Origin of the sequence: Micromonospora sp. NBRC 107095, assembly GCF_030269705.1 — a bacterium.
Lineage (GTDB): Bacteria > Actinomycetota > Actinomycetes > Mycobacteriales > Micromonosporaceae > Micromonospora > Micromonospora parva.
In genome coordinates this window covers 699,225-724,071 of sequence record NZ_BSTU01000001.1, presented here as the reverse complement: position 1 = coordinate 724,071, position 24,847 = coordinate 699,225, and the positions used below count along the sequence as shown (strand labels likewise).

Below are 24,847 nucleotides of genomic sequence, written 5' to 3'. Positions count from 1 at the left end.
CGACCTTTGGGAGGAACACCATGGAGCTGACCGAGCCGACCGTCTGGAGCACCGACCGGCTGGAGTTGGGTGAAGGCCTGCGTTGGGTCGACGACCGGTTGGTCCTCGTCGACCTGCTGGCCGGGCGACTGCTGGAGAACGACGGCGACGCCCCGACCCCGCTGCGGGAGCTGCGCCGCCTCGACGTGCCACTCGGCGCGGTCGCCCCGGTGCTCGACCGAGCCGGCGAATGGCTGGCCGCCGCCGGGACCGGCGTCACGGTGCTGCCCGCCACCGGCGACCCAGTTCCGGTCGCCGACCTGGTCGGCGACGCACCCGAGCCGACCCGGATGAACGACGCGGTCGCCGACCCGCACGGCCGCTTCTGGGCCGGCAGCATGACGTACGCGATGACGCCCGGCGGGGGCACGCTGTTCCGCCTCACCCCGGGCGCCGAGCCGGTTCCCGCGGTGACCGGGCTGACCATCCCGAACGGTCCGGCGTTCGACGCGACCGGCACCACCATGTACCTCGCCGACACCCCGCTCGGCCAGATCGACCGGTTCACCGTCGACCCCGCCACCGGGGCCCTGAGCGGGCGGGAGCCCTTCGTGCGGCTGTCCCCCGCCGACGGCGGCCCGGACGGCATGACGCTCGACGCGGCCGGTCACCTCTGGATCGCGCTCTGGGGCGGCTCCGCGGTCCGCCGCTACCGGCCCGACGGCACCCTCGACCGGGAGATCCGGCTGCCAGCGAAGCAACCGGCCGGCATCTGCCTGGGCGGCCCCGGCCTGCGGCGACTCTTCATCGGCACCGCCCGGGTGGGGCTGGACACGCCAGGGCCGGCGGATGGAGCACTGCTCGCGGTGGACGTCGAGGTCCCCGGCCTGCCCGCCGCCGGTGCCGGCGTACCGACACGCTGATCGCAGGCATACCGGACGCCAGGGCGGGAACAACCGCACCGACGTGTGGTAACAGCCGACCGGCAGGGAGCGAGACGATGAGCAGCACGGGGTGGGCAGCGTGAACGGGCCGGTCGGCGACGAGCCGGTCGGCGAGCTGGAGTTGGTGCACACCTTCACCGGCCCGATGCCGACCGGGGTGAGCGTCTCGCACCGCGGCCGGATCTTCGTCAACTTCCCGAAGTGGGGCGACAAGGTGCCGGCCACGGTCGTCGAGCTACGCGACGGTCGCGAGGTGCCCTACCCCGACCAGGCGTGGAACGACCCGTCCGGCGACGACGACGCCGGTGCGTTCGTGTCGGTGCAGAGCATCGTGGTGGACCCGGCCGACCGGCTCTGGGTGCTGGACACCGGCAGCCCGATGTTCCAGCCCACGAAGCCGGGTGGCCCGAAACTGGTCCGGGTCGACCTGGACACCGACACGGTCGCCCAGGTGATCACCTTTCCGGCGGACGTGGCGCTGCCGACGACGTACCTCAACGACGTCCGCTTCGACCTGCGCCGCGGGGAGGCGGGCGTCGCGTACATCACCGACTCGGCCCTCTCCGGGCCGAACGGGATCATCGTGGTCGACCTGGCCAGCGGGGCGTCCTGGCGGCGGCTGCACGACCACCCGTCCACCAAGGCGGAGCCGCTGACGTCGTTCCGGCCGGTGGTCGAGGGTCGACCGTTCCTCGAACGGCCGGCGGACGGGCCACCGAAGCCGGTGGCGATGGGCTCCGACGGCATCGCCATCTCGGCCGACGGCGGCCGGCTCTACTACTGCCCGTTGACGTCCCGGCGCTGGTACAGCGTCTCCACCGAGGCGCTGGCCGACCCGGGCGTCACCCAGGAGGCGGCCGCCGCGACGGTTGTCGACGAGGGCGACAAGGGCACCGCGTCGGACGGCTTGGAGAGCGACGACGCCGGCCGGCTCTACCTCACCTCGTACGAGCACAACGCGGTGCTGCGCCGGCTACCGGACGGCGAGTACGAGACGCTGGTGCACGACCCGCGACTGCTCTGGCCGGACACCATGTCGGTGGCCACCGACGGGTATCTCTACGTCACCGCCAACCAACTGCACCGGCAGCCGCAGTACCAGCGCGGCAAGGACCTGCGGCGCAAGCCGTACGCGCTGTTCCGCACCCGCATCGACGCCGGCCCGGTGCTGCTACGCCGTTGAGCGGGCGGGTGGCTGCCGTCGCCAAAGACGCCCTGCCGATTCAATCTTGGACAGTTTCCGTTACGAGCTAACGGAAACTGTCCAAGATTGCCGGAACGGGGACGTGTCGCGCGGTACGTCGGTTGTCAGTCGACGGGCAGGGTGCGGTCCAGAAGGTCGAACAGGGCGGCCCAGTGACGCTCGGTGGCCTGCTCGTCGTACGCCGGGGTGTCGGCCATGGTGTAGCCGTGGTGGGCGCCGACGTACACCTCGGAGCGGTACCGCACTCCGGTGGCGTCGAGGGCCTTCTCCAGCGTGGCGATCTGCTCGGGCGTCATCGACTGGTCGGCGTCGGCGTGCCCGAAGTACACCTCGCCGGTGATCGAGGCGACGCCCAGGTGCGGGCTGTCCGGCGCGTCGGTGACGATCCGCCCGCCGTGGAAGCTGGCGATCGCCGCGATGCGGTCCGGGTGCGCCTCGATGGCCCGCAGCGCGTTGGTGCCGCCCATGCAGTAACCGGTGATGGCGACCGGGCCCGGCCGGACGTCGTCGCGGGCCGCCAGGAAGTCCAGGTAGGCGGCGGTGTCCCGGCTGATCACCTCGGGGGTCAGCGCGCCGATCAACGGCATGGCCTTCGCGAAGAGGGCGGCCCGCCCGTCGGCCTCACCAAGTCGGGACAGGTCGAACAGCGGTGCCCGGCCGCCCCGGTAGAGCAGATGGGGCGTCAGCACCAGGTAACCCCGGGCGGCGATCCGCTCGGCCATCTCGACCAGGCGCGGGCGCGGCCCGATGGCGTCCATGAAGAGCAGCACCGCCGGGAACGGGCCGTCGCCGTCCGGTCGGGTGAGAGACGCGTCCGCCACTCCGTCACTGGTTGTGATGTCCACCGTCGTCGTCAGCACAGTGCCTCCTCGTACGCCGATCTTGGTCCGTTCCGAACGTTACTCGCCGTGTCGGCGTGCCTGGCCGGCAGCCGCGTGAACGCGGCGTCAAGAAATGGCGGTGACCCGTCGAAACGGCGTATCGACTGGTGCTCCGCCGCCGCCCGGTGGTGACGATGGGTGCCATGAGTCCTTGGCGGATGACACGCTGGGAACGCGAAGAGCTGCCACCCGACGCCGGCGCCGACAACGCACCCGGCGCGCCCACGACCAGGGCGGACGAGTCGGAGCGGCGGCACGAGGCACTGGTCAGCGTCCGGCTCGGCCCGTCCGCGCCCGGCAGTCACCTGGTGGAGTACCTGCGGCACGAGCCGTGCGCCGTCGCCGCGTGGTGGATCGCCGCCGACGTCGACGCCGTCATCCGGCTTGCCGCCGACAGCATCACCGTGCTGCACCGAGCCGTGGCCGACCTGCGGCTACGCGCCGGAGTGGAGGTGGCGGACGCCAACTACATCCTGCGCGCGCTCGACCTGACCACACCGGCCGACCCGGGTGCCGCGACGGACGCCCCGGCCTGGGCGGGGTCCGCCGCATGAGCAGCCGCACCGGTGACCGCCGGATCGTGGTGGGCGTCGACCGCTCGTTCGCCGGGATGCAGGCGCTGCGCCGGGAGACGCAGCGGGCCGCGACGATCCGCCGCTTCGCCCGCGACCTCGAACGATTCAGCCGATGACCGCCACCGCGGCGGCACGTGTGGAAAGGACCGACCCGACAATGGACGAGGGCCCGATAATCTACGCCGTTCCGGTGCGTGACCTGCCGGGACGAATGGTGCGGACGGTACGGACCGGCCGCTCCCCGCAGGGGCAGCGGGTGGGCATCGCCTTCACCCGTCCCGAGCTGCTGGTCACCGCGATGGGCGCGGACCAGCAGTGGGAGGAGCTGTGCGAGTCGGCGCTGCGCGGCATGCTGCGCCCGCTCGGCATCGACGTGATCCAGGTCGACCCGTTGCTGGTGGCACCACCGCTGGACCCGACGACCGCCGCCCGCCCGACGACCGCCGCCGGCCCGATCGGTCAGGCGCGGACGAAGCGCACCGCGTCGGCGATGACATGGCCGTCGGTGTCCTCGGTACGGATCAGCACGCTCCCCGCGGTGCCCGCCGTGAACGGGTAGGTGCCCAGCGGCACCCACTGGCCCCCGGACTGCCGCTGGTCGACGGTCCGGGTGGCCACCCCACCGGAGTACGCGATGTCCACCGGCACGTTGCTCGCCCGGTTGGGGTCGGCGGTCCAGCGCAGCTGCACCGTCCACGACCCGGAGGCGGGCAGCGTCGGGCGGAACCGCAGTCGGTTGACGCCCTTGGCGGTGTCGCCGTCGTGCTCGTAGTCCGGGCCGTAGTAGCCGCCGATGCTGGTGCTGCGCAGCCACGTCCCGGCCCGGGTGATCCCGCTGGACGCCGCGTTGTCCAGGATCACCTCGCTGGTGGAGCCCCACTCCAGCACCGCGCCGTCCTGCCGCAGCCGGGCCTGGAGAGCCGGCACCGACACCGCCTGCACGGCGAGGTTGCCGGCGAGCGCCAACGACGCCGCCGTGGCGGCGGCCTGCCCGAGGATCATGAACACCGGTTCCATCCGGATCGAGCCGTACGCGATGTGGCTCGCCGACAGGCAGACCGGCACCAGCAGGTTGGCGCACTGGGCCTGGTGCGGCACGATCGCCCGGTAGCTGACCGGGTACGGCGAAGGCACCCCGATCTGCACGTCCCCCTCGTTGCGGACCTTCCCGTCGACCACCACCCGCTGACAGTTGTGCGAGTCCATCGTGTAACTGGCCAGGCCCACCGAGTCGGTGGCCCGTACCCGGCCCCGGCAGTCGGCCTCGGTCATCACGTACGCGGAGACCATCCGGCGGGCCTCCCGGATGTAGAGCAGCGGCGGCCAGCCGCCCGTGCCGGTGAACTCGTCGGCCGGCAGCCCCCACCGGGCGGTCGACTCACGCACCGACGCCGGCAACCGGGGATCGTTGGCCAGGAACCACATCATCCCCTGCTGGTAGCTGCGGTGCTCGGCGATGATGCTCTCCCGCGCCGCCCAGGTCGCCGTCGGGTACGCGTGGTTGAAGCCGATGTGGTCGGTGGAAACCGCGCCGTTGTTGTTGGAGTCGGTCTTCCCACCGCCGATCGAGTGGGTGGTGAAGTACGGCCCGGTGAAGCCGGCCTGGATGTGGCGCAGTTGCAGCTCGTACCGGATCGGGTCGTAGTCGGACGGCTTGCCGAACGGGATCCGGTTGGCTGCCTGGGTGAGGCACATCCGGAAGCAGTACGCCTGGATCCGGTCGTCGCCGCTGCCCTGCGGGGCGAGCGGGGTGGCGGAGATGCCCGGCAGCAGGCCGCTGGCGGGCGAGCCGGCCGTCACGTACGGGTCGACCGGATAAACGAACTGGTGGGTGTTACGGGACTGCACCCCGTTGATCGTCTCGCCGTAGGTGTCGTTGGACTCCCGCCCGACGGTGAACCCCACCCCGGCCATGGCGAGCAGGTCACCCTCGTAGGTGGCGTCCACGAACACCCCACCCCGGTAGACCGACCCGTCCTCGGTGCGCAGCTCGGTGATCCGGTTGCCGGTACGGCCGAGGCCGGACAGCCGGGCCCCGACGACCACGGGGACGCCGGCCTCGGCCAGCATCTCGGCGAATACGGCGGTGGCGACACGCGGTTCGAAGGTCATCCGCAGCGGCGACGTCGACGTGAGGGTGCCGCCGTGGTACTTGACGTACACCCGGCGGTAGAACTCGGCGGCCAGCCCGCCGATGGACGCCTGGACCCCGGTGTCGGTGGCCCCGAGCCCGGCGGTGCTCAGCCCACCGACGTGGCTGGTGGGCTCCACCACCACGGCGGTGTGGCCGAGCCGACGCATGATGATCGCGGCGGCCAGCCCACCGGAGGTGGCGCCGTAGACGACCAGGTCGGCGGTGGTGACGGCGGCGCGGGCGGGACCGGCCCGGAACGGGTCGGTCAGACCGGCCAGGACGAGGCCGGCACCGCCGGCGGTCAGCAGACGGCGGCGGGACAGGGGCACTGACACGGCGGACTCCATCACTGGTAACCGGAGGGGACGGTTACAGAAGCACGCCGCTGCCGCTGCTGTCGAAATTCTTCAATCTCTGCCGGCGGGTGTCAACGGGTCAGGGGCGGTAGCGGTAGCCCATTCCCGGCTCGGTGATGAGGTGCCGGGGGCGGGCCGGGTCGTCCTCCAGCTTGCGCCGCAGCTGGGCCAGGTACTGCCGCAGGTAGTTGGTCTCGTTCTGGTACTCCGGGCCCCACACGTCATGCAGGAGCTGCCGTTGGCTGACCAGCTTGCCGGGATGCCGCAGCAGCTTCTCCAGCACGCTCCACTGGGTGGGGGTCAGCTTGACCTCGGTGCCGTCGTCCCTACGCACGCTGTGGTCGGCCAGGTCGACGGTGTGCTGACCGATCCGCAACGCCGGCACCGCCTCGCTGGGCGCGCCGAGGCGGCGGGTCACCGCGCGGATGCGGGCCAGCAACTCCTCGACCCCGAACGGCTTGGTGACGTAGTCGTCCGCACCCGCGTCCAGCGCCGCCACCTTGTCCTCGCTGCCGGCCCGGCCGGAGAGCACGATGATCGGCACGGAGGTCCACCCGCGCAGGCCCCGGATCACCTCCACACCGTCGATGTCGGGCAGGCCGAGGTCGAGCACCACCAGGTCGGGCGGGTGGCTGGCGGCGGCCTTCAACGCGGCGGCCCCGGTGCCGGCGACGTCCACGTCGTACCGGCGGGCCCGCAGGTTGATCCGCAGGGCGCGCAGGATCTGCGGTTCGTCGTCGACGACCAGGATGCGCGTCATTCCGGTGGCCCCTCCGAGCTGGTCTGCGCGGCAGCCGGCAGCCGCAGCACCATGGTGAGCCCACCACCGGGGGTGGTCTCCGGGGTGATGCTGCCACCCATCGCCTCGGCCAACCCCCGGGACAGGGCAAGGCCGAGACCGACACCGGTCTGGTTGTCCCGGTCACCGAGGCGCTGGAACGGCTGGAAGACATGCTCCCACTGGTCCTCCGGGATGCCCGGCCCCCGGTCGATCACCCGCAGCTCGACCTGACCGGCGTGCGCGCTGGCGGTGATCACCGGCGGCTGGTCGGGTGGGCTGTAGCGCAGCGCGTTGGCGACGATGTTGACCAGCACCCGTTCCAGCAGGCCCGGGTCGGCGGTGGCCGCCGGCAGGTCGGCCGGGATGTCCGTGCCGACGGTCGCGGCCGCCGGGCCAAGTTCGTCAAGCGCCAGGGGTACGGCGTCCTCCAGGCCGACAGCGGTCGCCGAGATGCCCAGCACACCCGCCTGGAGCCGGCTCATGTCCAGCAGGTTCGCGACCAGCCGGGCGAGCCGGTCCAGCGATTCCTCGGCGGTCTCCAACAACTCCTCGCGGTCGGCCTCGTCGAACTCGATGTCGTGGCTGCGCAGGCTGGTCACTGCCGCCTTCGCGGACGCCAGCGGGGTACGCAGGTCGTGGCTGACCGCGGCGAGCAGCGCGGTGCGCATCCGGTCGGCGGCGGCGAGGGGCCGGGCGGTGGCGGCCTCCTCGGCGAGCCGTTCCTGGCGCAGCGCGACGGCGGCCTGGGCGGCGAACGCCTCGACGATCCGCCGGTCGGCGGCCTCCAACCGTCGGCCGCAGAGCACGACGGTGATCCGGTCGTCGACCGGGACCGTCGTCTCACCGCCCTCCGGGGTGCACGGCGGGCTCTCGCCGACGCTGGCCGCCACGTTCCAGGCGTGCTCCTCGCGGGCCCGCTCCGGGCGGCCACCGGCCTCCTCGGCCAACTCCAGCACGCTCACGGCGCGCAGCCCGAAGGTCTCCCGGAGCTGTTCGAGCAGTGCGGGCAGCGGGCGTTCGCCGCGCAGCACGCCGCCGGCGATGGCGGCGAGGGTCTGCGCGTCGGCGGCGGCGCGGGCGGCCTCCCGGGTACGCCGGGCGGCAACGTCGACGACCCAGCTCACCGCGAGCGCCACCCCGACGAAGACGGCCAGGGCGAGCAGGTTGTCCGCCTCGGCGATGGTCAGCGTCTTGAAGGGCGGGGTGAAGAACCAGTTGAGCAGCAGGCTTCCGCCGAGCGCGGCGACCAGGGCCGGCCACACCCCGCCGACCAGCGCGACCCCGACCACCCCGGCGAGAAACAGCAGGATGTCGTTTGTCAATGTCAGGTCGGGCAGGGTTTTCAGCAGCACTGTGAGCAGCGGCATGCCCAGCACGGCGAGGCCGAAGCCGAGCAGTCGGCGGCGGCGGGACAACGCCGCCGGCACTGCCGCCGCCCGACGGCCCTTGCCGGCCTGCTTGTGGGTGACCAGGTGCACGTCGATCGCGCCGGAGAGCGCGGTGGTGGTCACCCCGACACCCCGGGCGAAGATCTGCGCGAAGCGGCCCCGGCGGCTGGCTCCGAGCACCAACTGTGTGGCGTTCACACCCTGAGCGAAGTCCAGCAGCGCGGCCGGCACGTCGGTGCCGAGCACCTGGTGGTACGTGCCGCCCAGGCTCTCCACGAGCACCCGTTGGCGGGCCAGCTGGGCGGGGTCGGCGCCGGCCAGGCCGTCGCTGCGGGCCACGTGCACGGCGAGCAGGTCGGCGCCCTTGCTGCGGGCCGCGACCCGGGCGGCCCGACGGATCAGCGTCTCTCCCTCGGGCCCGCCGGTCAGCGCCACCACCACCCGTTCCCGGGCCTCCCAGGTCGCGGCGATGCCCTGCTGGCTGCGGTAGCGGTCGAGCTGCTCGTCGACCTTGTCGGCCAGCCAGAGCAGCGCCAACTCGCGCAGTGCGGTGAGGTTGCCGACCCGGAAGTAGTTTCCCAACGCGGCGTCGATCTTGTCGGGGCGGTAGATGTTGCCGTGCGCCATCCGGCGGCGCAGCGCCTCCGGGGTCATGTCGACCAGCTCGACCTGCTCGGCTGCGCGGACGATCTCGTCCGGCACGGTCTCCCGCTGGGTGGTGCCGGTGATCTGCGCGACGACGTCGTTGACCGACTCCAGGTGCTGCACGTTGACAGTGGACAGCACGTCGATCCCCGCGTCGAGCAGTTCCTGGACGTCCTGCCAGCGCTTGTCGTGCCGGGAACCGGGCACGTTGCTGTGTGCCAACTCGTCCACCACCGCGATCTCCGGCCGGCGGGCCAGTACCGCGTCCAGGTCCATCTCGGTGAACTCCACGCCGCGGTACGCCATCGTGCGGCGGGGCACCTGCTCCAGGTCACCGAGCATCTCGGCGGTGTGCTGACGACCGTGGGTCTCCACGAAGCCGATCACCACGTCGGTGCCGCGCGCGGCCCGCCGCTGGGCCTCCTCCAACATGGCGTACGTCTTGCCGACGCCCGGGGCGGCCCCGAGATAGATGCGCAGTTCTCCGCGTGGCACGGGACCATCCTCCCTGCTCAGATCGGCGGGCGGGGCCGTGCCCGGTGGACACGGCCCCGCCTGCGGGTGTGCTCAGCGTGCGGGGAACTGCTTGTCGAGGGCGAGGTTCAGTTCCAACACGTTCACGCCGGGCTCCCCCATGAAGCCGAGCGCCCGCCCGCTGGTGTGCTCCTCGACCAGCTTGCGAACCGCCGCCGGGTCCGCGCCGCGCTCCCGCGCGACCCGGTTCACCTGCAACTCCGCGTACGCCGGGCTGATCTGCGGGTCGAGGCCGCTGGCGCTGGCGGTGACCGCGTCGGCGGGCACCGCCGGGTCGGCGGGCGCATCGCCCCGGATCGGGGTGACCACCCCGCCGGCGGCCACGTAGTCCTCACCGGGCTGGGCCGGCTCCACCGGCACCCCCTGGTACTCGGTGACGAACGGAGTCGCCGGGGCGGCCTGGTTGACGCTGACCACCCGGGTCACCGGGCCGGTCAGACCGTCCGCGCGGAAGACCGCGAGCACGGCACCCACCCCGTCGTCGGTGCAGTACGGGCGGCTGCCGTCGACGCCGTTGAGTTCGCCGACGGCCTTGCTGCGCCCGCAGACCTGGGTGAGCAGGCTTTCGCTGGACTCCTCCGGGTCGGTGGCGATGGTGTCGACAACGCTCTCCGGGCCCAGGTTGCTGGCCGAGGTGGAGGTCGGGTCGTAGCCGTCGCCGGCAGCCGACGGGCGGGACTGGAAGTACCGGGCGACGGGGTTGCCGTCGGCGTCGGTGAAGGACTGGCCGATCAGGGCGCTGCCGACCGTCGTTCCGTTCGAGACGATCAGCGAGCCGTCGGCCTTGTGGTTGAGGCCGGGCAGCTGGCCGAGCGCCACCAGGGCCAACGGGTAGACCAGGCCGAGCAGCACCGTGAAGACGAGCACGGCGCGCAGCGCGGCGAGGTGTTGGGCGATCCAGGTGGGTAGACGCATCACGAAATCCCCGGGAAGAACTGGATAAGCAGGTCGATGAGCTTGATCCCGATGAACGGCACGATGATGCCGCCCAGCCCGTAGACCAGGAGGTTGCGGCTGAGCAGCTTCGACGCGGCGGCCGGCCGGTACCGCACGCCGCGCAGGGCGAGCGGGATCAGCGCGATGATCACCAGGGCGTTGAAGATGACGGCGGAGAGGATCGCCGACTCCGGGCTGGACAGCCGCATGATGTTCAGCGTGTCCAGGCTCGGGTAGAGGCCGGCGAACATGGCCGGGATGATCGCGAAGTACTTCGCGATGTCGTTGGAGATGCTGAACGTGGTGAGCGCGCCACGGGTGATCAGCAACTGCTTGCCGATCTCGACGATCTCGATCAGCTTGGTCGGGTCGGAGTCGAGGTCGACCATGTTGCCGGCCTCCTTGGCGGCCGACGTGCCGGTGTTCATGGCCACGCCGACGTCGGCCTGGGCGAGGGCCGGCGCGTCGTTGGTGCCGTCACCGGTCATCGCGACCAGCCGGCCGCCCTCCTGCTCCCGCTTGATCAGCGCGAGCTTGTCCTCCGGCGTCGCCTCGGCCAGGAAGTCGTCCACCCCGGCCTCGTCGGCGATCGCCTTCGCGGTACGCGGGTTGTCACCGGTGATCATCACGGTGCGGATGCCCATCCGGCGCATCTCGTCGAACCGCTCCCGCATGCCGGACTTGACCACGTCCTTGAGGTGGATGACGCCCAACGCGCGGGCGGGCTCACCGTCGACGTGCTCGGCGACCACCAACGGGGTGCCGCCGGTGCCGCTGATCGCGTCCACGATCTCGCCGACCTGCTCGGTCGGGTGGCCGCCGTTCTCGCGTACCCACTTCATCACCGCGGCGGCGGCGCCCTTGCGGACCCGACGGCCGGCGCCCGACGCGCCGCCGTCCACGCTGGCGTCCGGGGTGAGGTCGACGCCGCTCATCCGGGTCTGCGCGGTGAACGGCACGAAGGTGGCGTGCGGCATCACGCCGGGCTCGCGCTCGCGCAGCCCGAACTCGTTCTTCGCCAGCACCACCACCGAACGCCCCTCGGGGGTCTCGTCGGCCAGGCTGGACAGCTGCGCGGCGTCGGCAACGGTAGCGGCGTCGACCCCTTCGACCGGTACGAACTCGGCGGCCTGCCGGTTGCCAAGAGTGATGGTGCCGGTCTTGTCCAGCAGCAGGGTGTTGACGTCGCCGGCCGCCTCGACGGCCCGGCCGCTCATGGCCAGCACGTTGCGCTGGACGAGGCGGTCCATGCCGGCGATGCCGATGGCGGAGAGCAGCGCGCCGATGGTGGTGGGGATCAGGCAGACCAGCAGCGAGATCAGCACCACCCCGGTGACGCCGGAGTCGGTGATCGCCCCGGTGTTGGGGGCGGCCGCCTGGTACGCCTTGGAGAAGATGGCGAGTGGCTGGAGGGTGACCACGGCCAGCAGGAAGATGATCGTGAGCGCGGCGAGCAGGATGTTCAGCGCGATCTCGTTCGGCGTCTTCTGCCGGTTGGCCCCCTCGACCAGGGCGATCATCCGGTCGATGAAGCTCTCCCCCGGCTTCTGGGTGATCTTCACGATGATCTGGTCGGAGAGCACCTTGGTACCGCCGGTCACCGCGCTGCGGTCGCCGCCGGACTCCCGGATGACCGGGGCCGACTCGCCGGTGATCGCCGACTCGTCGACGCTGGCGATGCCCTCGACGATGTCGCCGTCGCCGGGGATGATGCCGCCCGCCTCGACCAGCACAATGTCGCCCTGCCGCAGGTCGGGCGCGGGCACCGCCTCGTCGCGGTAGGTGTTGGCCCGTGCGCCGGGCTTCCAGTCGATCAGTCGGGTGGCGATGGTGTCCTTCTTCGCCTGCCGCAGCGTCGCGGCCTGGGCCTTACCCCGGCCCTCGGCGACCGCCTCGGCGAGATTCGCGAAGATCACTGTCAACCAGAGCCAGACGGTGATCGCCCAGGCGAACACCGACGGGTCGGTCACCGCCAGGACGGTGGTGAAGGCCGCGCCGACCTCAACGATCAGCATCACCGGGTTACGCCACAGCGTGGTCGGGTTGAGCTTGCGCACCGCGTCCGGCAGGGACCGGACCAACTGCCTGGGGTCGAGCAGGCCCCCGCCGATCCGGTTGCCCTGGGTGGCGGGTGTGCCGGGGAGCTGCTCTGTCGGGGCGGACGTGACGGACATGTCCTCGTTCCTCATGGTGGTCAGAGCCCCTCTGCCAGCGGGCCGAGCGCGAGCGCAGGCAGGAAGGTCAGCGCGACGAGGACCACGGTGACGCCGACGACCATGCCGATGAACAGCGGTCGGTGGGTCGGCAGGGTGCCCTCGGACGCGGGGGTGGGTGCCTGGCGGGCCAGTGAGCCGGCCAACGCGAGCACGAAGATGATCGGCAGGAACCGGCCCAGCAGCATGCACAACCCGAGCGCGGTGTTCCACCACGGCGTGTTGACGGTGATGCCGGCGAAGGCGGAGCCGTTGTTGTTGCTGGCCGAGGTGAACGCATACAGCACCTCGGAGAGGCCGTGCGGGCCGACGTTGAGCGCCGTGGAGTTGTTGCCGGTGGCGAACGCCGCCGCCGTGCCGACCAGCACCAGGATGGGTGTGATCAGGAAGTAGAGCGAGGCGAACTTGATCTCGCGCGACCCGATCTTCTTGCCCAGGTACTCCGGGGTGCGGCCGACCATCAGCCCGGCCACGAAGACCGTGATCACCGCGAGGATGAGCAGGCCGTAGAGACCGGAACCGGTGCCGCCCGGCGCGACCTCGCCGAGCATCATGTTGACCATCGTCATCATGCCGCCGAGCGAGGTGAACGAGTCGTGGAACGAGTTAACCGCACCGGTCGAGGTGAGCGTCGTGGCGGCGGCGAAGGTGGCCGAGTTCGACACGTCGAACCGCACCTCCTTGCCCTCCAGCGCCGCACCGACCGCCTGCGGCACCGTGCCGTGGCCGGCCAGCTCGAAGATGTTCGTGATGGCGACGCTGGCGACGGCGAGGATGCCCATCACCGCGGCGATGGCGTACCCCTGGCGGTTCTGCCCGACCATCCGGCCGAACACCCGGGGCAGGCTGAACGGGATCAGCAGGATCAGGAAGATCTCCAGCCAGTTCGTCCACGCGGTCGGGTTCTCGAACGGGTGGGCGCTGTTGACGTTGTAGAAGCCGCCGCCGTTGGTGCCCAGCTCCTTGATCACTTCCTGGCTGGCGACCGGACCGCCGGTGATGGTCTGGGTGCCGCCGGTCAACGTGGTCACGTCGGTGCCGCCGGAGAGGTTCTGCACCGCCCCGCCGATCATCAGCGCGATGGCGCCGAGCACCGCGATCGGCAGCAGGATGCGTAGCACGATCCGGGTCAGGTCGACCCAGAAGTTGCCGAGCTGCCCGGTGCGGCTACGGGCGAAGCCGCGCACCAGCGCGACAGCCACCGCGATGCCGACCGCCGCCGAGACGAAGTTCTGCACGGCCAGGCCGGCCATCTGCACCAGGTGGCCCATCGTCGACTCACCCGAGTACCACTGCCAGTTGGTGTTGGTCACGAACGACACGGCCGTGTTCCAGGCGCCGTGGGTCATCACCGGGTCGAGGCCCAGCGACAACCACAGGTGGTTCTGCACCCGCTGGAACAGGTAGAGGAAGAGGATCGAGATCGCGGAGAATGCCAGCACGCTGCGGGCGTACACGCCCCAGGTCTGCTCGGCGGCGGGGTTGACCCCGACCAGGCGGTAGATGCCCCGCTCGGCCCGCGACTGTTTGCTGCCGGAGACCGCCCGGAACATGTAGTCGCCGAAGGGCTTGTAGACGGCGGCGAGGGCCGCCACCAGCGTCAGCACGAAGATGACGCCCGCTGTTGTCATGGTCATCAGAAGCGCTCCGGGAACAGCAGGGCGAACACCAGGAACGCGCCCAGGACCACCGCGAGCACCAGACCTACGGCGTTAACCGCGTTCACAGCTTCTCCACCGCCCGGACCACCAGGGCGAGCGCTGCGAACAGCGCCACCGTCAGGACCACGAACACCACGTCAGACACGCTGACTCCTCATACCGGAAAGGTTCGTCGCGACCGCCTTCCGGTCGCGCCGGGCAATCAAAGCCCCACCACCCGCCGGTCGGCAGGGGTCATAACGCGACCATGACGGCGGCGAACCTTTTCTTGACGTGGTTTTCACACCTGCCCACTGAACAGGTGAAATGCGGCACAACCTCGGCCACCCGCGAGGTCGAGGCCGGTTACACGGGTCGACCTCGCCCGCCGGTCGCGGATGACCCCGCCGCGAGCCACCAGGGGTGCGGCCCGGCGGGTGGTGCGGGATCGGAGGCGCGGGCGCGCGGGCGCGGAGGCGCGGGAGCGCGCGGCCGGGTCAGGCCGGGCGGCGGGCCACCAGCACGTCGCGCATGATCGACTGGTCCACCCGGTGCCGCAGCGCGCGGTAGGGCTCGTCGTCGACCACTGTCAGACCCGCGTCGGCCAGCGCCGCCGCAGCGTCGTCGCGGCTGGCGACATGGGTGTTCCAGGAGATGCCCAACGCACCGCCGGGGCGCAACAACCCGGCCCAGACCGGGGCGGCGTCCGCGAGCAGCGCCAGCGGGTCGCGGGTCAACCCCTGCCCAGCAGTACGACTGCCATGCTGCACGCCGTACGGCGCGTCGGCGACGACCAGGTCCACGGTCTGCGGGCGGAAGAACTCCGCCGACCGGGCGGTGTCGGCGTTGACCACGTCCAGCAGCTGGGTCTGGCCGGCCTTGTGCTCCTCGCGGGTCGGCGCCAGCTCGATCCGCACCCGTCGGCCGACCACCTTGCGTTCCCGCCGCACCGGCCCCGACTCCAGCACCCGGTGCTTGACCCGCTTCTGCTTCAGCCAGGTGGTGATGAACGCCCGGTACGCCTCGACGTCCTTCTGGTCGCGCTCGATCCCGGCCGCGTCGAAGCCGTACATCAGCGCCTGGTTCAGGGTGGTGCCCCGACCACAGAGCGGGTCGAGCACCCGGAACCGGCGGCTGGTCATCTCGGTGGCCCGGTCCGAGGCGAGCAGTGTGACGTTGAGCAGCAGCTTGGTGAACTGCTCGTTGGTCTTGCCCGGGTACTTCTGGATGGTGAGCAGGTCGTCGTCGTAACGGTCCAGCCGGCTCCACTCGACCGGCCGCAGCAGCTCGCCGACGATCTCGAACAACGCGTACCCGGCGGAGAGGTTGCCCAGCACCGCCAGGTCACGCTCCGTCAGCCCGTCACCGGTGAAGGTGATGTACGACGCCCCTCCGACGACAGCGGTGTCCAGCTCACCGATCCGACCGTCCAGCGCCGAGCGGCCGAAGATCTCCAGCTCGGCCCGGGTGAGGTCGACGGCGGCGCGGGCGTACACCCGGTTGGTGGCGGGCAGGATCAGCAGGCCGTAACGCGTCATGATCCGGCGAGTATTCCACAACCAGTCACTGTCGCCGGGAACCGGAGCGGCTGCCGGAGCGACTACCGGTACATGGGGTGTGAGCAGTGGCGGGAGGTCCTGTCCGCGCAACTGGACGGGGAGGAGACAGCCGCCGAACTGACGGCGGTGCAGGGGCACCTCGACGGGTGCGCCGATTGCCGCGCCTGGTTCACGGCGGCGGCCGCGCTGACCCGTCGGGTTCGTACCCGACTGGTGGTTGAGGTGCCGGACCGGACGGCGGCGATCCTGGCCGCCGCCACCGGGGCGGCGCCGGCCCGAAAGCCGTGGTGGCGGCGTCTGACCGGGCGAGGCCGGTCGGTCGCCGGACTGCGCGCGGCGTTCGGACGTGGCCCGCTCGTCGTCGGCCTGCGGTCGGCGCTCGGGCTGCTCGGCGCGGTGCAGTTGGTGCTCGGCCTGGCCCAGGTGGGCCGGGGCGCCACCGCCGACCACCTGCACCCCACCGGCCAGCACCTGTGGCACGAGTCGGCGGCGTGGAACGTGGCAGTGGGCGCGGGGTTCCTGTTCGTGGCGCTGCGCCGCAGCCCGCCCGCAGGGCTGCTGCCGATGCTCAGCGCGTTCGTCGGCACGTTGCTGCTGCTGTCGGTCAACGACCTGGCCACCGGATCGGTGGGCGGGGAGCGGCTGATCAGCCACGGCTTCCTGGTGGTCGGCTACCTGATCACCGTGCTGCTGTCCCGGCCCGGTCTGCGCCCCGGTGGGCCGGCACCGCAGCGGCAGCCGGCCCCGTCCCGCTGGCGGTTCGGGGCCGACGAGGTGGACCAGCCGCTGCGGGTGGTCCGCTCCGAGCCGTACCCGGGGCAGGCCGCCAACCGATTCGCCGCACCGGCGGCGCGCACCGGTCCGGCTGGCCGTACGGCGGGTACCGGTCGGACCGACGAACGCCGGGCCGCCTGACCGGCCGAGTCAGTCCGCCTGTCGCCGGCGTGCCCGGTGGGCGCGCAGGTTTGCCGGCAGGCCGCAGACGCGGACGGAGTGCCAGACCCCGCTGTTGTTGCGGGAGCGGTCGTAGAACGCCACCTGGCACCGGGGGTTCCGGCAGGTCTTGATGCGCCGGCCGACGTCGGTGAGTTGCGCCGCGAACAACTCCGCCAGGACGAGGGAGACAAACAGTTCGGCCCCCGTCCCGGCGGGATCGAGGTGGACCGAACCGTTCCCGTCGAGCCGCAGCGTGGCGCCTGTGACGCGAGGGGCCGGCGTCGGCTCGGGCGGCCCGGATTCCGGTGTGGCGTGCAGCCTGGCGTCGATCCCGTGCCGCAGCTCGTCGCGGAAGGTCCGCAGCGCCCGCAGGCCCGCTGGGTCGAGCGTCACGTCGGGTGCCGGCCGCCCGGTGGCCGTCGACCACCGGGCGGCGGCATCGTGCGCCCACCGCGTGGCGCTGCCGAGGTCGTCGAGGAGATCCGGCTGGCGCGGTGCCCCGGCCGGGAGCGTGTTGAGCAGGTCCTGAACGAGCCCGAGGCCGCCTGGTGCGGGCTCGAGGCCGTATCTCGCGGTCGCGGGCCACGGCGGAGGGGACACCGACGGCATTGTCACGTCACTTTCCGATCAGGCCGAGCGCCCCGTACCACAGCGGTCCCGGGTTCACCCAGTCCGGATAGAGCTCCATCATCGCGTCGAAGAACTCAAGGGCCGTCGACTTCTCCGCCAACAGCCGTTCCACGTTCAGCAGGTACCTCCGGGTCTCGTCGATGCTCGACGGGTCGTCGGGGCGGTTGCGGTTCTTGTGGCTGGCGACAACCGCCCGGGGCGCGAGGGCCTCGACGCGGTCGAGGGCCTTGAGCCACTCCCTCAGGCCACCGTTGACGGTTTCCAGCAGGTACTGGTGGACCCCGTTGTAGACGACGTCGCCGGCCACCACGAGACCGATCGACGGCACGTGCAGGACTGTGGTCTGGTCGCCGTCGGTGTGCCCGGTCTCGACCGGCTGGGCGACGTTGCCTTCGAGCAGTATTCCGCCGGGTGGCACCGGAATGGCATCGACGGGCGACTCCGGGATCAGCCCAGGGAAGACCTTGTCGAACACCTCTTGGCGCCCGACGGTGGCCTGCTGGTGCATGACCTCGATGGTGCCGGGCGTCGCATAGGTGACGGCGTCGGGGAAGCGCTTGACCAGCTCGGGGGCACCGAACCAGTGGTCGCCGTGCCCGTGGGTGGCGTAGATGGCCGTCAGCCGCTTGCCCGACCGCTCGATCCAGTCTCCCGCCGTCGCGATCTGCTCGTGGGTGAACGGCGGGTCCACCAGCAGCGCCTCCTCGGCCCCCGAGATCAGGGTGGTGGCTGTCGGATTGAAGTGGATGGGTGAGCCGTCCGGCATGCGCTGCTCTCCGGCGCGGACCGGGCCGTCCAAGACCAGGACCTCGTAGGACAGGGCAGATGGGGACATGTCTCCTCCTCGGTGACGGGTCGCGCGCGTTGGCGTACCTCGACCAACGAAATAAGCGTAAGCCCTATGCCTATTTCAGTCCGGCGTTCACCGAGTCTCCTGCGTCACGTCCCTCCCCGCAATGACCTGCGGAATGACCTGCTCCACGATCGTCAGCAGCGTGGTGGTGAGCAGCAGATGCACCTGCGGGCGGGTGAGCGCGCCCCGCTGGAGCCACTCCCGTGCGGTCGAGATGGCCAGCCCGCAGTACGCCCGGACCATCCCGCGCAGTTCCTCGTGGTCCTCGGCCTCGCCGGCCAGCCCGACGGCGACGAGCATCCGGTCCGCGGCCACCTCCTCGGCCTCGGCGAGCACCCGCTCCACGTCGGCGTCGCCGCCCATCCCCCGGGCGGTGACCGCCGCCAGCCACGAGGTGCTGTGCCGGGACACCACGTCGAGGAACCAGGTGACGCTGGCCTCGACCCGGGTGCGGAGATCACCCTTGGGCAGCCGCTCCACCGCCACCTCCGGAATGGTCACCATGACCCGGACGACCTCCAGATAGAGGTCCTTCTTCGCGCCGAAGTAGTGGTTGACCAGCCCTCGGGCGACACCCGCCTCGCGTGCGACGTCGGTGGTCGACACCTCCGCGTACGGGCGTTCGCCGAACAGCCGGACCGCGCAGGCCAGGATCTGCCCACGCCGGGCGTCCGGCTCCAACCGGCGGCGGCGCGGAGCCGTCTCGACACTCATCTGCCCGACCCTATCGACAGCCCACCGGCCAGCCGCCGTTCCTCACCTGATCACCGCACGCCTCGCGGCAGGCAGTTTTTCGCAATCTTGGACAGTTTCCGTTAGCAGCTAACGGAAACTGTCCAAGATCTCCGCGTATCCAGTCGCGTTACGGCTTATTGACATGCCGCCAACAGCGCGCGAGGGTGGTGCACATGCCCCCACTCGACGGTCCACCCTCGCCCTGGCGGCAGCCGGAGCACGACGACCTCGCCGACCTCGCCCGCACCTTCTTCACCAAGGAGGTGTTGCCGCACGCCGAACGCCTGCTGGCGCAGGGCCACCCGGACCGTGAGCACTACCGGCGCGCCGGCGAGCTGGGACTGCTCGGCCTGTCCGTCCCGCAGGAGTACGGCGGCGGTGGCGGCGGATTCACCCATGAGGCCGTCATGCTGCACGAGCAGGCGTACACCGGGGAGAGCAGCCTCGGCCTGGCCGTCCACAGTGGCATCGTCACCGGCTACCTGGTGGCGTACGGCAGCGAGGAGCAGAAGCGACGCTGGCTGCCCGGCCTGTGCAGCGGTGAGCTGGTCGGCGCGATCGCGATGACCGAGCCGGACGGCGGCTCCGATCTGCAGGCGATGCGCACCCGGGCGGTCCGCGACGGCGACGACTACCTGGTCACCGGTGCGAAGACGTTCATCACCAACGGTGGCCTGGCCGACCTGATCATCGTGGCCGTGAAGACCGACCCCGAGCAGCGGGCGGCTGGCGTATCGCTGCTGGTCTGCGAGGTGGGCGGCGACCCGCAGGGGTTCCGCCGAGGGCGACTGCTGTCCAAGATCGGGTTGCACGCGAACGACACCGCCGAGTTGTTCTTCGACGAGTTGCGGGTGCCGGCGGCCAACCTGCTCGGCGGCGCCGAAGGGCTGGGCTTCGTCCAGCTCATGCAGCAACTCCCGCAGGAACGACTGGTCATCGGCGTCGGCGCGGTCGCCGCCATGGAACGCGCGGTCGCGCTGACCGTCGCGTACGCCAAGGAGCGCACCGCCTTCGGCAAGCCCTTGATGGGTCACCAGAACACCAGGATGGTGCTCGCCGAGTGCGCCACCCGCGCCCGGGTCAGCCGGGTCTTCCTGGACGACTGCATCGTCCGGCACGACCGGGGTGACCTGGACGTGGCCACTGCGGCGATGGCGAAGTCGTGGCTCACCGACGGCCAGTGCGAGGTCGTCGACAGGTGTCTGCAGCTCTTCGGTGGCTACGGCTACACCACCGAGTACCCGATCGCCCGGATGTACGCCGACGCCCGCGTCCAGAAGATCTACGGCGGCACCAACGAGATCATGAAGGAGTTGATCGCCCGTGCTCTCTGAGGCGTACGTCTATGACGCGGTCCGCACCCCGCGCGGACGCGGCCGGGACACCGGCGCGCTGCACGGGGTCAAACCGATCTCCCTGGTGGTCGGCCTGATCGACGCGTTGCGCGAGCGCAACCCCGGCCTGGACGCCGGTCGGCTGGAGGACCTGCTGCTCGGCATCGTGACCCCGGTCGGCGAGCAGGGCGGCGACCTGGCGCGGGCCGCCGCGCTGCTGGCCGGGCTGCCCGACCAGGTGGGCGGGGTGCAGCTCAACCGGTTCTGCGCCTCCGGGTTGGAGGCGGTCAACTCCGCCGCCGCCCGGATCCGCTCCGGCTGGGAGCAGCTGCTGCTGGCCGGCGGGGTGGAGTCGATGTCCCGGGTGCCGATGGGCTCCGACGGGGCGGCCTGGGCCACCGACCCGCAGACCGCGCTGGCCACGTCGTTCGTGCCGCAGGGTGTCAGCGCCGACCTGATCGCCACCCTGGAGGGCTTCACCCGCGACGACGTGGACGGCTACGCGCTGCGGTCGCAGGAGCGGGCCGCCAAGGCGATGGCCGGCGGATACTTCGCCCGCTCGCTGGTGCCGGTCCGTGACGGCAACGGCCTGGACATCCTCACCGTCGACGAGCACCCGCGCCCGGAGACCACCCGGGAGGCGCTGGCCCGGCTCACCCCGTCCTTCGCCACGATGGGTGAGGCGGCCGGCTTCGACGCCGTCGCGTTGCAGAAGTTCCACTGGTTGGAGGCGATCGAGCACGTCCACCACGCCGGCAACTCGTCCGGCATCGTGGACGGTGCCGCGCTGGTGCTGATCGGGTCGGAGCAGGTGGGTCAGGATCTCGGCCTCACCGCGCGCGCCCGGATCGTCGGCGCGGCGGTCACCGGTGCCGACCCGACACTGATGTTGACCGGCCCGATCCCGGCCACCCACAAGGCACTGGCCGTAGCCGGGCTGACAGTCGACGACATCGACCTGTTCGAGATCAACGAGGCGTTCGCCGCGGTGGTCCTCAAGTACGTCCGCGACCTGGGCCTCGACCCGGACCGGGTGAACGTCAACGGCGGCGCGATCGCCCTCGGCCATCCGCTCGGCGCGACCGGAGCGATGCTCCTCGGCACCGCGTTGGACGAGTTGGAGCGCCGCGACCTGCGCCGCGCCGTGGTGACCCTCTGCATCGGCGGCGGCATGGGCGTCGCCACCGTTCTCGAACGCTGCTGACCCGGAGGACGACAATGACGAACACCATCCGGTACGACAGCGGCGCCGACGGCATCGTCACGCTCACGCTGGACGACCCCACCCAGTCCGCCAACACCATGAACCGGGCGTACGTCGCCTCGATGAGCGCGGTGCTCGACCGGTTGGAAGCCGAGCCCGATCTTGTCGGGGTCATCGTGACCAGTGCGAAGCCGACGTTCTTCGCCGGCGGCGACCTGCCGGAGATGATCAAGGCCACCCGCGAGGACGCTCCCGCTCTCGCCGACCTGCTCGGCACCATCAAACGGGACCTGCGCCGGTTGGAGACGCTGGGCCGGCCGGTGGTCGCGGCGGTCAACGGCTCGGCGCTCGGCGGTGGCCTGGAGATCGCGCTCGCCTGCCACCACCGGATCGCCCTGGACGCGCCCGACTCGCGGCTCGGGCTGCCCGAGGTGACCCTGGGCCTGCTGCCCGGGGCCGGCGGCGTCACCCGGACGGTACGGATGCTCGGCCTGGCCGGTGCGCTGACCACGGTGCTGCTCACCGGCCGGCGGATGCGCCCGGCCGACGCCCTGTCCGTCGGGATCGTCGACGAGGTGGTGGCCACGCCGACGGAGCTGCTGGAGCACGCGCGGGCCTGGATCGCGGCCAACCCGCGGCCGAAGCAGCCGTGGGACCGCCCGGACTACCGGATGCCGGGTGGCACGCCGGCCAGCCGGTCACTCGCCGCGCAACTGCCGGCCTTCCCGGCGACCCTGCGCAAGCAGCTCAAGGGGGCCCGGCTACCGGCGCCCGAGGCGATCCTGGCCGCCGCCGTCGAGGGCGCACAGGTCGACCTGGAGACCGCCCTGACCGTGGAGACCCGGCACCTGATCGGCCTGCTCACCGGCCAGGTCGCCAAGAACATGATCGGTGCCTTCTTCTTCGACCTGAAGGCCGTCAACGGCGGTGCGGCCCGACCGGCCGACGTGGACGCCCCGCCGGTACGCCGGGTGGCGGTGCTCGGGGCCGGCATGATGGGCGCGGGCATCGCGTACGCCTGCGCCACCGCCGGGCTGGACGTCGTGGTCAGGGACGTCACGCCCGAGGCCGCCGGCCGGGCCCGCGAGCACGCCGAGCGGCTGCTGGCCCGCAAGGTCCGCAAGGGTCGCGCGACGGAGGCGGACGCCCGCGCCGTGCTGGGCCGGATCACCACCACCGACCAGGTGGACGCCCTCGCCGGCTGCGACGCGGTGATCGAGGCGGTCTTCGAGGACCCGGCGTTGAAACAGCAGGTCTTCGCCGAGGTGCTGCCCGTGCTGGCACCCGACGCGCTGCTCGCCTCCAACACGTCCACCCTGCCGATCACCGGGCTGGCCGAGGGAGTGGACCGGCCCGCGGACTTCATCGGCATGCACTTCTTCTCCCCGGTGGACCGGATGCCGCTGCTGGAGATCGTGGTGGGCGAACGGACCGGGGACGTGGCGCTGGCCCGGGCGTTCGACCTGGGCCGGCGGATCGGCAAGACCCCGATCGTGGTCAACGACGGCCGGGGCTTCTTCACCAGCCGGGTGATCGGCCGGTTCATGGACGAGGCGATCGGGATGGTCGCCGACGGTGTCCCCGCCGCGTCGGTGGAGCAGGCCGCCCTTCAGGCCGGCTACCCGACCGGGCCGCTGGCGCTGGCCGACGAGGTCAGCCTCACGCTGATCCAACGGATCCGCCGGCAGTTCGAGGCGGCCAGCGACGAGTTCCGACCGCTGCCGGCGCACCGCCTGGTGGACGAACTGGTCGACGCGTACGACCGGCCGGGGCGAGCCGCCGGACGCGGCTTCTACCGCTACGACGAGGGCACCCGAGGGCGGCTGTGGCCCGGTCTCGCCGACCTGATCACCGACGCCGGTCGGGCGGTGCCGTTCACCGACCTTCAGGAACGGATGCTCTTCGCCGAGGCGCTGGACGCGCTGCGCTGCCTCGACGAGGGAGTGTTGCGTACCGAGACCGACGCCAACATCGGCTCGATCTTCGGTATCGGCTTCCCCGCCTGGACGGGAGGGGTGATCCGCTACGTGCGGCAGTACGCGGGCGGCCCGGCCGGCTTCGCGGCCCGCGCCAGCGAGTTGGCCGACCGCTACGGCGACCGGTTCACGCCCCCGACCGACCTGGTCGACCGCCTCGCCGCCTCGGCCGACCGCCCCGCCGAACCGGTGGGCGTCGCGTGACGGCCTCCCGGCCGAGCCCCGGCGGTTCGGCTCCGGCCGACGACCCGGGCGCTGCCGGGCCCAACGGCCCGCGCACTGCGCCGGGTGGCGGTCCGCTCGCCGGGGTACGGGTGGTCGAGCTGGCCAGCCTCGCGCCGGCACCGTTCGGGTGCATGGTGCTCGCCGACCTCGGCGCGGACGTGGTGCGGGTGGACCGGCCGGGCGCACCGGGTGCGGGCCGGTTGGCCGCACCGACCGGCGGGCCGTTGCAGCGCGGGCGGCGGGTCACCGCGCTGGACCTGAAGTCCCCGACCGGGGTGGCGGACCTGCTGGACCTCGTCGAGCGCGCGGACGTGCTGGTAGAGGCGTACCGGCCCGGGGTGGCCGAACGGCTCGGCTTCGGCCCACAGGTGTGCCAGGCCCGCAACCCCCGCCTGGTGTACGCGCGGATGACCGGCTGGGGGCAGGACGGCCCGCTGGCCGCCCGAGCCGGGCACGACATCGACTACATCGCGGTCGCCGGGGCGTTGGAGCCGCTGGGTCGGGCCGGCGAACGCCCGTACGCGCCGATGAACCTGCTCGGCGACTTCGGCGGCGGCGGCATGCTGCTCGCCGTCGGTGTGCTCGCCGCGCTGCTGGAGCGGGAGCGCTCCGGCTTCGGTCAGGTGGTCGACGCGGCGATGGTGGACGGTTCGGCGCTGCTCACCTCTTTCCTGCACGGGCTGCTCGGCACCGGCCTGTGGGCCGCGCCGCGCGGGCGCAACATGTTCGACGGCGGGGCGCCGTTCTACGACACGTACGCCACGGCCGACGGTGGGTTCATGGCTGTCGGCGCGATGGAACCGGCCTTCTACGCCGTACTCCTCACCGGCCTCGGCCTCGCCGACGACCCGGACCTGCCGGCCCAGTACGACCCGAGCGGCTGGGACGAGCTGCGCCGCCGGTTCACCGCGCGGTTCGCCGAGCGGACCCGGGACGAGTGGACGGCGGTTTTCGCCGACCTGGACGCGTGCGTCGCGCCGGTGCTCGCCCCCGCTGAGGCGCACCGGCATCCACACAACGCCGCCCGGGGCACGTTCGTCGAGGTGGACGGCGAGATCCAACCGGCACCGGCACCCCGCTTCGACCGCACACCACCGAAAAGACCCACCCCGGCACCTGACCCGCAGCGGGACGCCATGCCGGTCGAGGAGATCCTGAACGGTTGGCCGCGCCGCACCTAACTCC

22 protein-coding genes are annotated in these 24,847 nt (G+C 71.7%); 10 read left to right on the top strand and 12 right to left on the bottom strand.

What is annotated here, in order from left to right; all coding sequences use genetic code 11:
- The first annotated feature begins 20 nt into the window (after positions 1–20).
- Positions 21–902 (top strand): SMP-30/gluconolactonase/LRE family protein, encoded by an 882-nt coding sequence (locus QSK15_RS03470; protein ID WP_285792850.1) that lies wholly within the window; start codon positions 21–23, stop codon positions 900–902.
- A gap of 100 nt (positions 903–1,002) precedes the next feature.
- Positions 1,003–2,106: an L-dopachrome tautomerase-related protein gene (locus tag QSK15_RS03465; protein WP_285792849.1), complete on the top strand. Its 1,104-nt coding sequence runs from the start codon at positions 1,003–1,005 to the stop codon at positions 2,104–2,106.
- Between the two features lie 125 nt (positions 2,107–2,231).
- Here QSK15_RS03465 and QSK15_RS03460 read toward each other — a convergent pair whose 3' ends face one another.
- Positions 2,232–2,987, bottom strand: coding sequence for a dienelactone hydrolase family protein (locus QSK15_RS03460; protein ID WP_285792848.1), 756 nt, complete (start codon positions 2,985–2,987; stop codon positions 2,232–2,234).
- Positions 2,988–3,151: 164 nt separating this feature from the next.
- On the opposite strand from QSK15_RS03460, the gene QSK15_RS03455 reads away from it, so the two are divergent.
- From QSK15_RS03455 to QSK15_RS03445, 3 genes are read left to right on the top strand one after another with little or no spacing between them, the layout of a single operon-like run.
- On the top strand, positions 3,152–3,562 hold the full coding sequence (locus tag QSK15_RS03455; protein ID WP_285792847.1) for a hypothetical protein: 411 nt from the start codon (positions 3,152–3,154) through the stop codon (positions 3,560–3,562).
- Positions 3,559–3,699, top strand: coding sequence for a hypothetical protein (locus tag QSK15_RS03450; protein WP_285792846.1), 141 nt, complete (start codon positions 3,559–3,561; stop codon positions 3,697–3,699). The genes QSK15_RS03455 and QSK15_RS03450 overlap by 4 nt, the downstream gene beginning before the upstream one ends.
- On the top strand, positions 3,696–4,142 hold the full coding sequence (locus QSK15_RS03445; protein ID WP_285792845.1) for an SAV_915 family protein: 447 nt from the start codon (positions 3,696–3,698) through the stop codon (positions 4,140–4,142). The genes QSK15_RS03450 and QSK15_RS03445 overlap by 4 nt, the downstream gene beginning before the upstream one ends.
- Here QSK15_RS03445 and QSK15_RS03440 read toward each other — a convergent pair.
- The 8 genes from QSK15_RS03440 to QSK15_RS03405 all read right to left on the bottom strand — a co-directional run bounded on the left by QSK15_RS03440 (position 4,043) and on the right by QSK15_RS03405 (position 15,748).
- Positions 4,043–6,052, bottom strand: coding sequence for an FAD-dependent oxidoreductase (locus QSK15_RS03440; RefSeq protein ID WP_285792844.1), 2,010 nt, complete (start codon positions 6,050–6,052; stop codon positions 4,043–4,045). The two genes, QSK15_RS03445 and QSK15_RS03440, sit on opposite strands and share 100 nt — an antisense overlap.
- A gap of 100 nt (positions 6,053–6,152) precedes the next feature.
- Positions 6,153–6,833, bottom strand: coding sequence for a response regulator (locus QSK15_RS03435; protein WP_285792843.1), 681 nt, complete (start codon positions 6,831–6,833; stop codon positions 6,153–6,155).
- Positions 6,830–9,382, bottom strand: a complete 2,553-nt coding sequence (locus QSK15_RS03430) for a DUF4118 domain-containing protein (RefSeq protein ID WP_285792842.1) — start codon at positions 9,380–9,382, stop codon at positions 6,830–6,832. The genes QSK15_RS03435 and QSK15_RS03430 overlap by 4 nt, the downstream gene beginning before the upstream one ends.
- 72 nt (positions 9,383–9,454) lie before the next feature.
- Positions 9,455–10,336 (bottom strand): potassium-transporting ATPase subunit C, encoded by an 882-nt coding sequence (locus tag QSK15_RS03425; protein ID WP_285792841.1) that lies wholly within the window; start codon positions 10,334–10,336, stop codon positions 9,455–9,457.
- The gene (gene kdpB, locus QSK15_RS03420; protein WP_285792840.1) at positions 10,336–12,531 is read right to left on the bottom strand and encodes a potassium-transporting ATPase subunit KdpB; all 2,196 of its coding nucleotides are present in this window, start codon (positions 12,529–12,531) and stop codon (positions 10,336–10,338) included. Before kdpB ends, QSK15_RS03425 begins: the two co-directional genes overlap by 1 nt.
- Positions 12,532–12,551: 20 nt before the next feature.
- Positions 12,552–14,207 (bottom strand): potassium-transporting ATPase subunit KdpA, encoded by a 1,656-nt coding sequence (gene kdpA / locus QSK15_RS03415; protein WP_285792839.1) that lies wholly within the window; start codon positions 14,205–14,207, stop codon positions 12,552–12,554.
- On the bottom strand, positions 14,207–14,296 hold the full coding sequence (kdpF, locus tag QSK15_RS03410) for a K(+)-transporting ATPase subunit F (protein ID WP_036410889.1): 90 nt from the start codon (positions 14,294–14,296) through the stop codon (positions 14,207–14,209). The genes kdpA and kdpF overlap by 1 nt, the downstream gene beginning before the upstream one ends.
- Positions 14,297–14,707: 411 nt before the next feature.
- Positions 14,708–15,748: a TRM11 family SAM-dependent methyltransferase gene (locus QSK15_RS03405; RefSeq protein WP_285792838.1), complete on the bottom strand. Its 1,041-nt coding sequence runs from the start codon at positions 15,746–15,748 to the stop codon at positions 14,708–14,710.
- Between the two features lie 72 nt (positions 15,749–15,820).
- On the opposite strand from QSK15_RS03405, the gene QSK15_RS03400 reads away from it, so the two are divergent.
- A complete protein-coding gene (locus QSK15_RS03400) occupies positions 15,821–16,684 on the top strand; it encodes a zf-HC2 domain-containing protein (protein ID WP_285792837.1) in 864 nt (287 codons plus the stop codon).
- A 9-nt stretch (positions 16,685–16,693) separates the two neighbouring features.
- Here the strand turns inward: QSK15_RS03400 and QSK15_RS03395 are convergent, their stop codons facing one another.
- The 3 genes from QSK15_RS03395 to QSK15_RS03385 form a co-directional block, all read right to left on the bottom strand.
- Positions 16,694–17,314, bottom strand: coding sequence for a CGNR zinc finger domain-containing protein (locus tag QSK15_RS03395; protein ID WP_285792836.1), 621 nt, complete (start codon positions 17,312–17,314; stop codon positions 16,694–16,696).
- Between the two features lie 7 nt (positions 17,315–17,321).
- Positions 17,322–18,170, bottom strand: a complete 849-nt coding sequence (locus QSK15_RS03390) for an MBL fold metallo-hydrolase (protein ID WP_285792835.1) — start codon at positions 18,168–18,170, stop codon at positions 17,322–17,324.
- Positions 18,171–18,257: 87 nt separating this feature from the next.
- On the bottom strand, positions 18,258–18,902 hold the full coding sequence (locus QSK15_RS03385) for a TetR/AcrR family transcriptional regulator (RefSeq protein WP_285792834.1): 645 nt from the start codon (positions 18,900–18,902) through the stop codon (positions 18,258–18,260).
- 194 nt (positions 18,903–19,096) lie between these two features.
- Between QSK15_RS03385 and QSK15_RS03380 the strand changes: the two genes are divergently transcribed.
- The 4 genes from QSK15_RS03380 to QSK15_RS03365 are packed head-to-tail and all read left to right on the top strand — an operon-like array spanning position 19,097 to position 24,843.
- Complete coding sequence (locus QSK15_RS03380; RefSeq protein ID WP_285792833.1) at positions 19,097–20,257, top strand: acyl-CoA dehydrogenase family protein; 1,161 nt, start codon at positions 19,097–19,099, stop codon at positions 20,255–20,257.
- Complete coding sequence (locus QSK15_RS03375) at positions 20,247–21,461, top strand: acetyl-CoA C-acetyltransferase (RefSeq protein WP_285792832.1); 1,215 nt, start codon at positions 20,247–20,249, stop codon at positions 21,459–21,461. The genes QSK15_RS03380 and QSK15_RS03375 overlap by 11 nt, the downstream gene beginning before the upstream one ends.
- Before the next feature lie 14 nt (positions 21,462–21,475).
- On the top strand, positions 21,476–23,641 hold the full coding sequence (locus QSK15_RS03370; protein WP_285792831.1) for a 3-hydroxyacyl-CoA dehydrogenase NAD-binding domain-containing protein: 2,166 nt from the start codon (positions 21,476–21,478) through the stop codon (positions 23,639–23,641).
- On the top strand, positions 23,638–24,843 hold the full coding sequence (locus QSK15_RS03365; protein ID WP_285792830.1) for a CaiB/BaiF CoA transferase family protein: 1,206 nt from the start codon (positions 23,638–23,640) through the stop codon (positions 24,841–24,843). The genes QSK15_RS03370 and QSK15_RS03365 overlap by 4 nt, the downstream gene beginning before the upstream one ends.
- Positions 24,844–24,847 lie beyond the last annotated feature (4 nt).

Coding starts and splice junctions, on each gene's coding strand:
- QSK15_RS03470 (WP_285792850.1), top strand. CDS start 21: ATGGAGCTGACCGAGCCGACCGTCTGGAGCACCGACCGGCTGGAGTTG.
- QSK15_RS03455 (WP_285792847.1), top strand. CDS start 3,152: ATGAGTCCTTGGCGGATGACACGCTGGGAACGCGAAGAGCTGCCACCC.
- QSK15_RS03450 (WP_285792846.1), top strand. CDS start 3,559: ATGAGCAGCCGCACCGGTGACCGCCGGATCGTGGTGGGCGTCGACCGC.
- QSK15_RS03445 (WP_285792845.1), top strand. CDS start 3,696: ATGACCGCCACCGCGGCGGCACGTGTGGAAAGGACCGACCCGACAATG.
- QSK15_RS03435 (WP_285792843.1), bottom strand. CDS start 6,833: ATGACGCGCATCCTGGTCGTCGACGACGAACCGCAGATCCTGCGCGCC.
- QSK15_RS03425 (WP_285792841.1), bottom strand. CDS start 10,336: ATGCGTCTACCCACCTGGATCGCCCAACACCTCGCCGCGCTGCGCGCC.
- kdpB (WP_285792840.1), bottom strand. CDS start 12,531: ATGTCCGTCACGTCCGCCCCGACAGAGCAGCTCCCCGGCACACCCGCC.
- kdpA (WP_285792839.1), bottom strand. CDS start 14,207: ATGACCATGACAACAGCGGGCGTCATCTTCGTGCTGACGCTGGTGGCG.
- QSK15_RS03405 (WP_285792838.1), bottom strand. CDS start 15,748: ATGACGCGTTACGGCCTGCTGATCCTGCCCGCCACCAACCGGGTGTAC.
- QSK15_RS03400 (WP_285792837.1), top strand. CDS start 15,821: ATGGGGTGTGAGCAGTGGCGGGAGGTCCTGTCCGCGCAACTGGACGGG.
- QSK15_RS03395 (WP_285792836.1), bottom strand. CDS start 17,314: ATGCCGTCGGTGTCCCCTCCGCCGTGGCCCGCGACCGCGAGATACGGC.
- QSK15_RS03390 (WP_285792835.1), bottom strand. CDS start 18,170: ATGTCCCCATCTGCCCTGTCCTACGAGGTCCTGGTCTTGGACGGCCCG.
- QSK15_RS03385 (WP_285792834.1), bottom strand. CDS start 18,902: ATGAGTGTCGAGACGGCTCCGCGCCGCCGCCGGTTGGAGCCGGACGCC.
- QSK15_RS03380 (WP_285792833.1), top strand. CDS start 19,097: ATGCCCCCACTCGACGGTCCACCCTCGCCCTGGCGGCAGCCGGAGCAC.
- QSK15_RS03370 (WP_285792831.1), top strand. CDS start 21,476: ATGACGAACACCATCCGGTACGACAGCGGCGCCGACGGCATCGTCACG.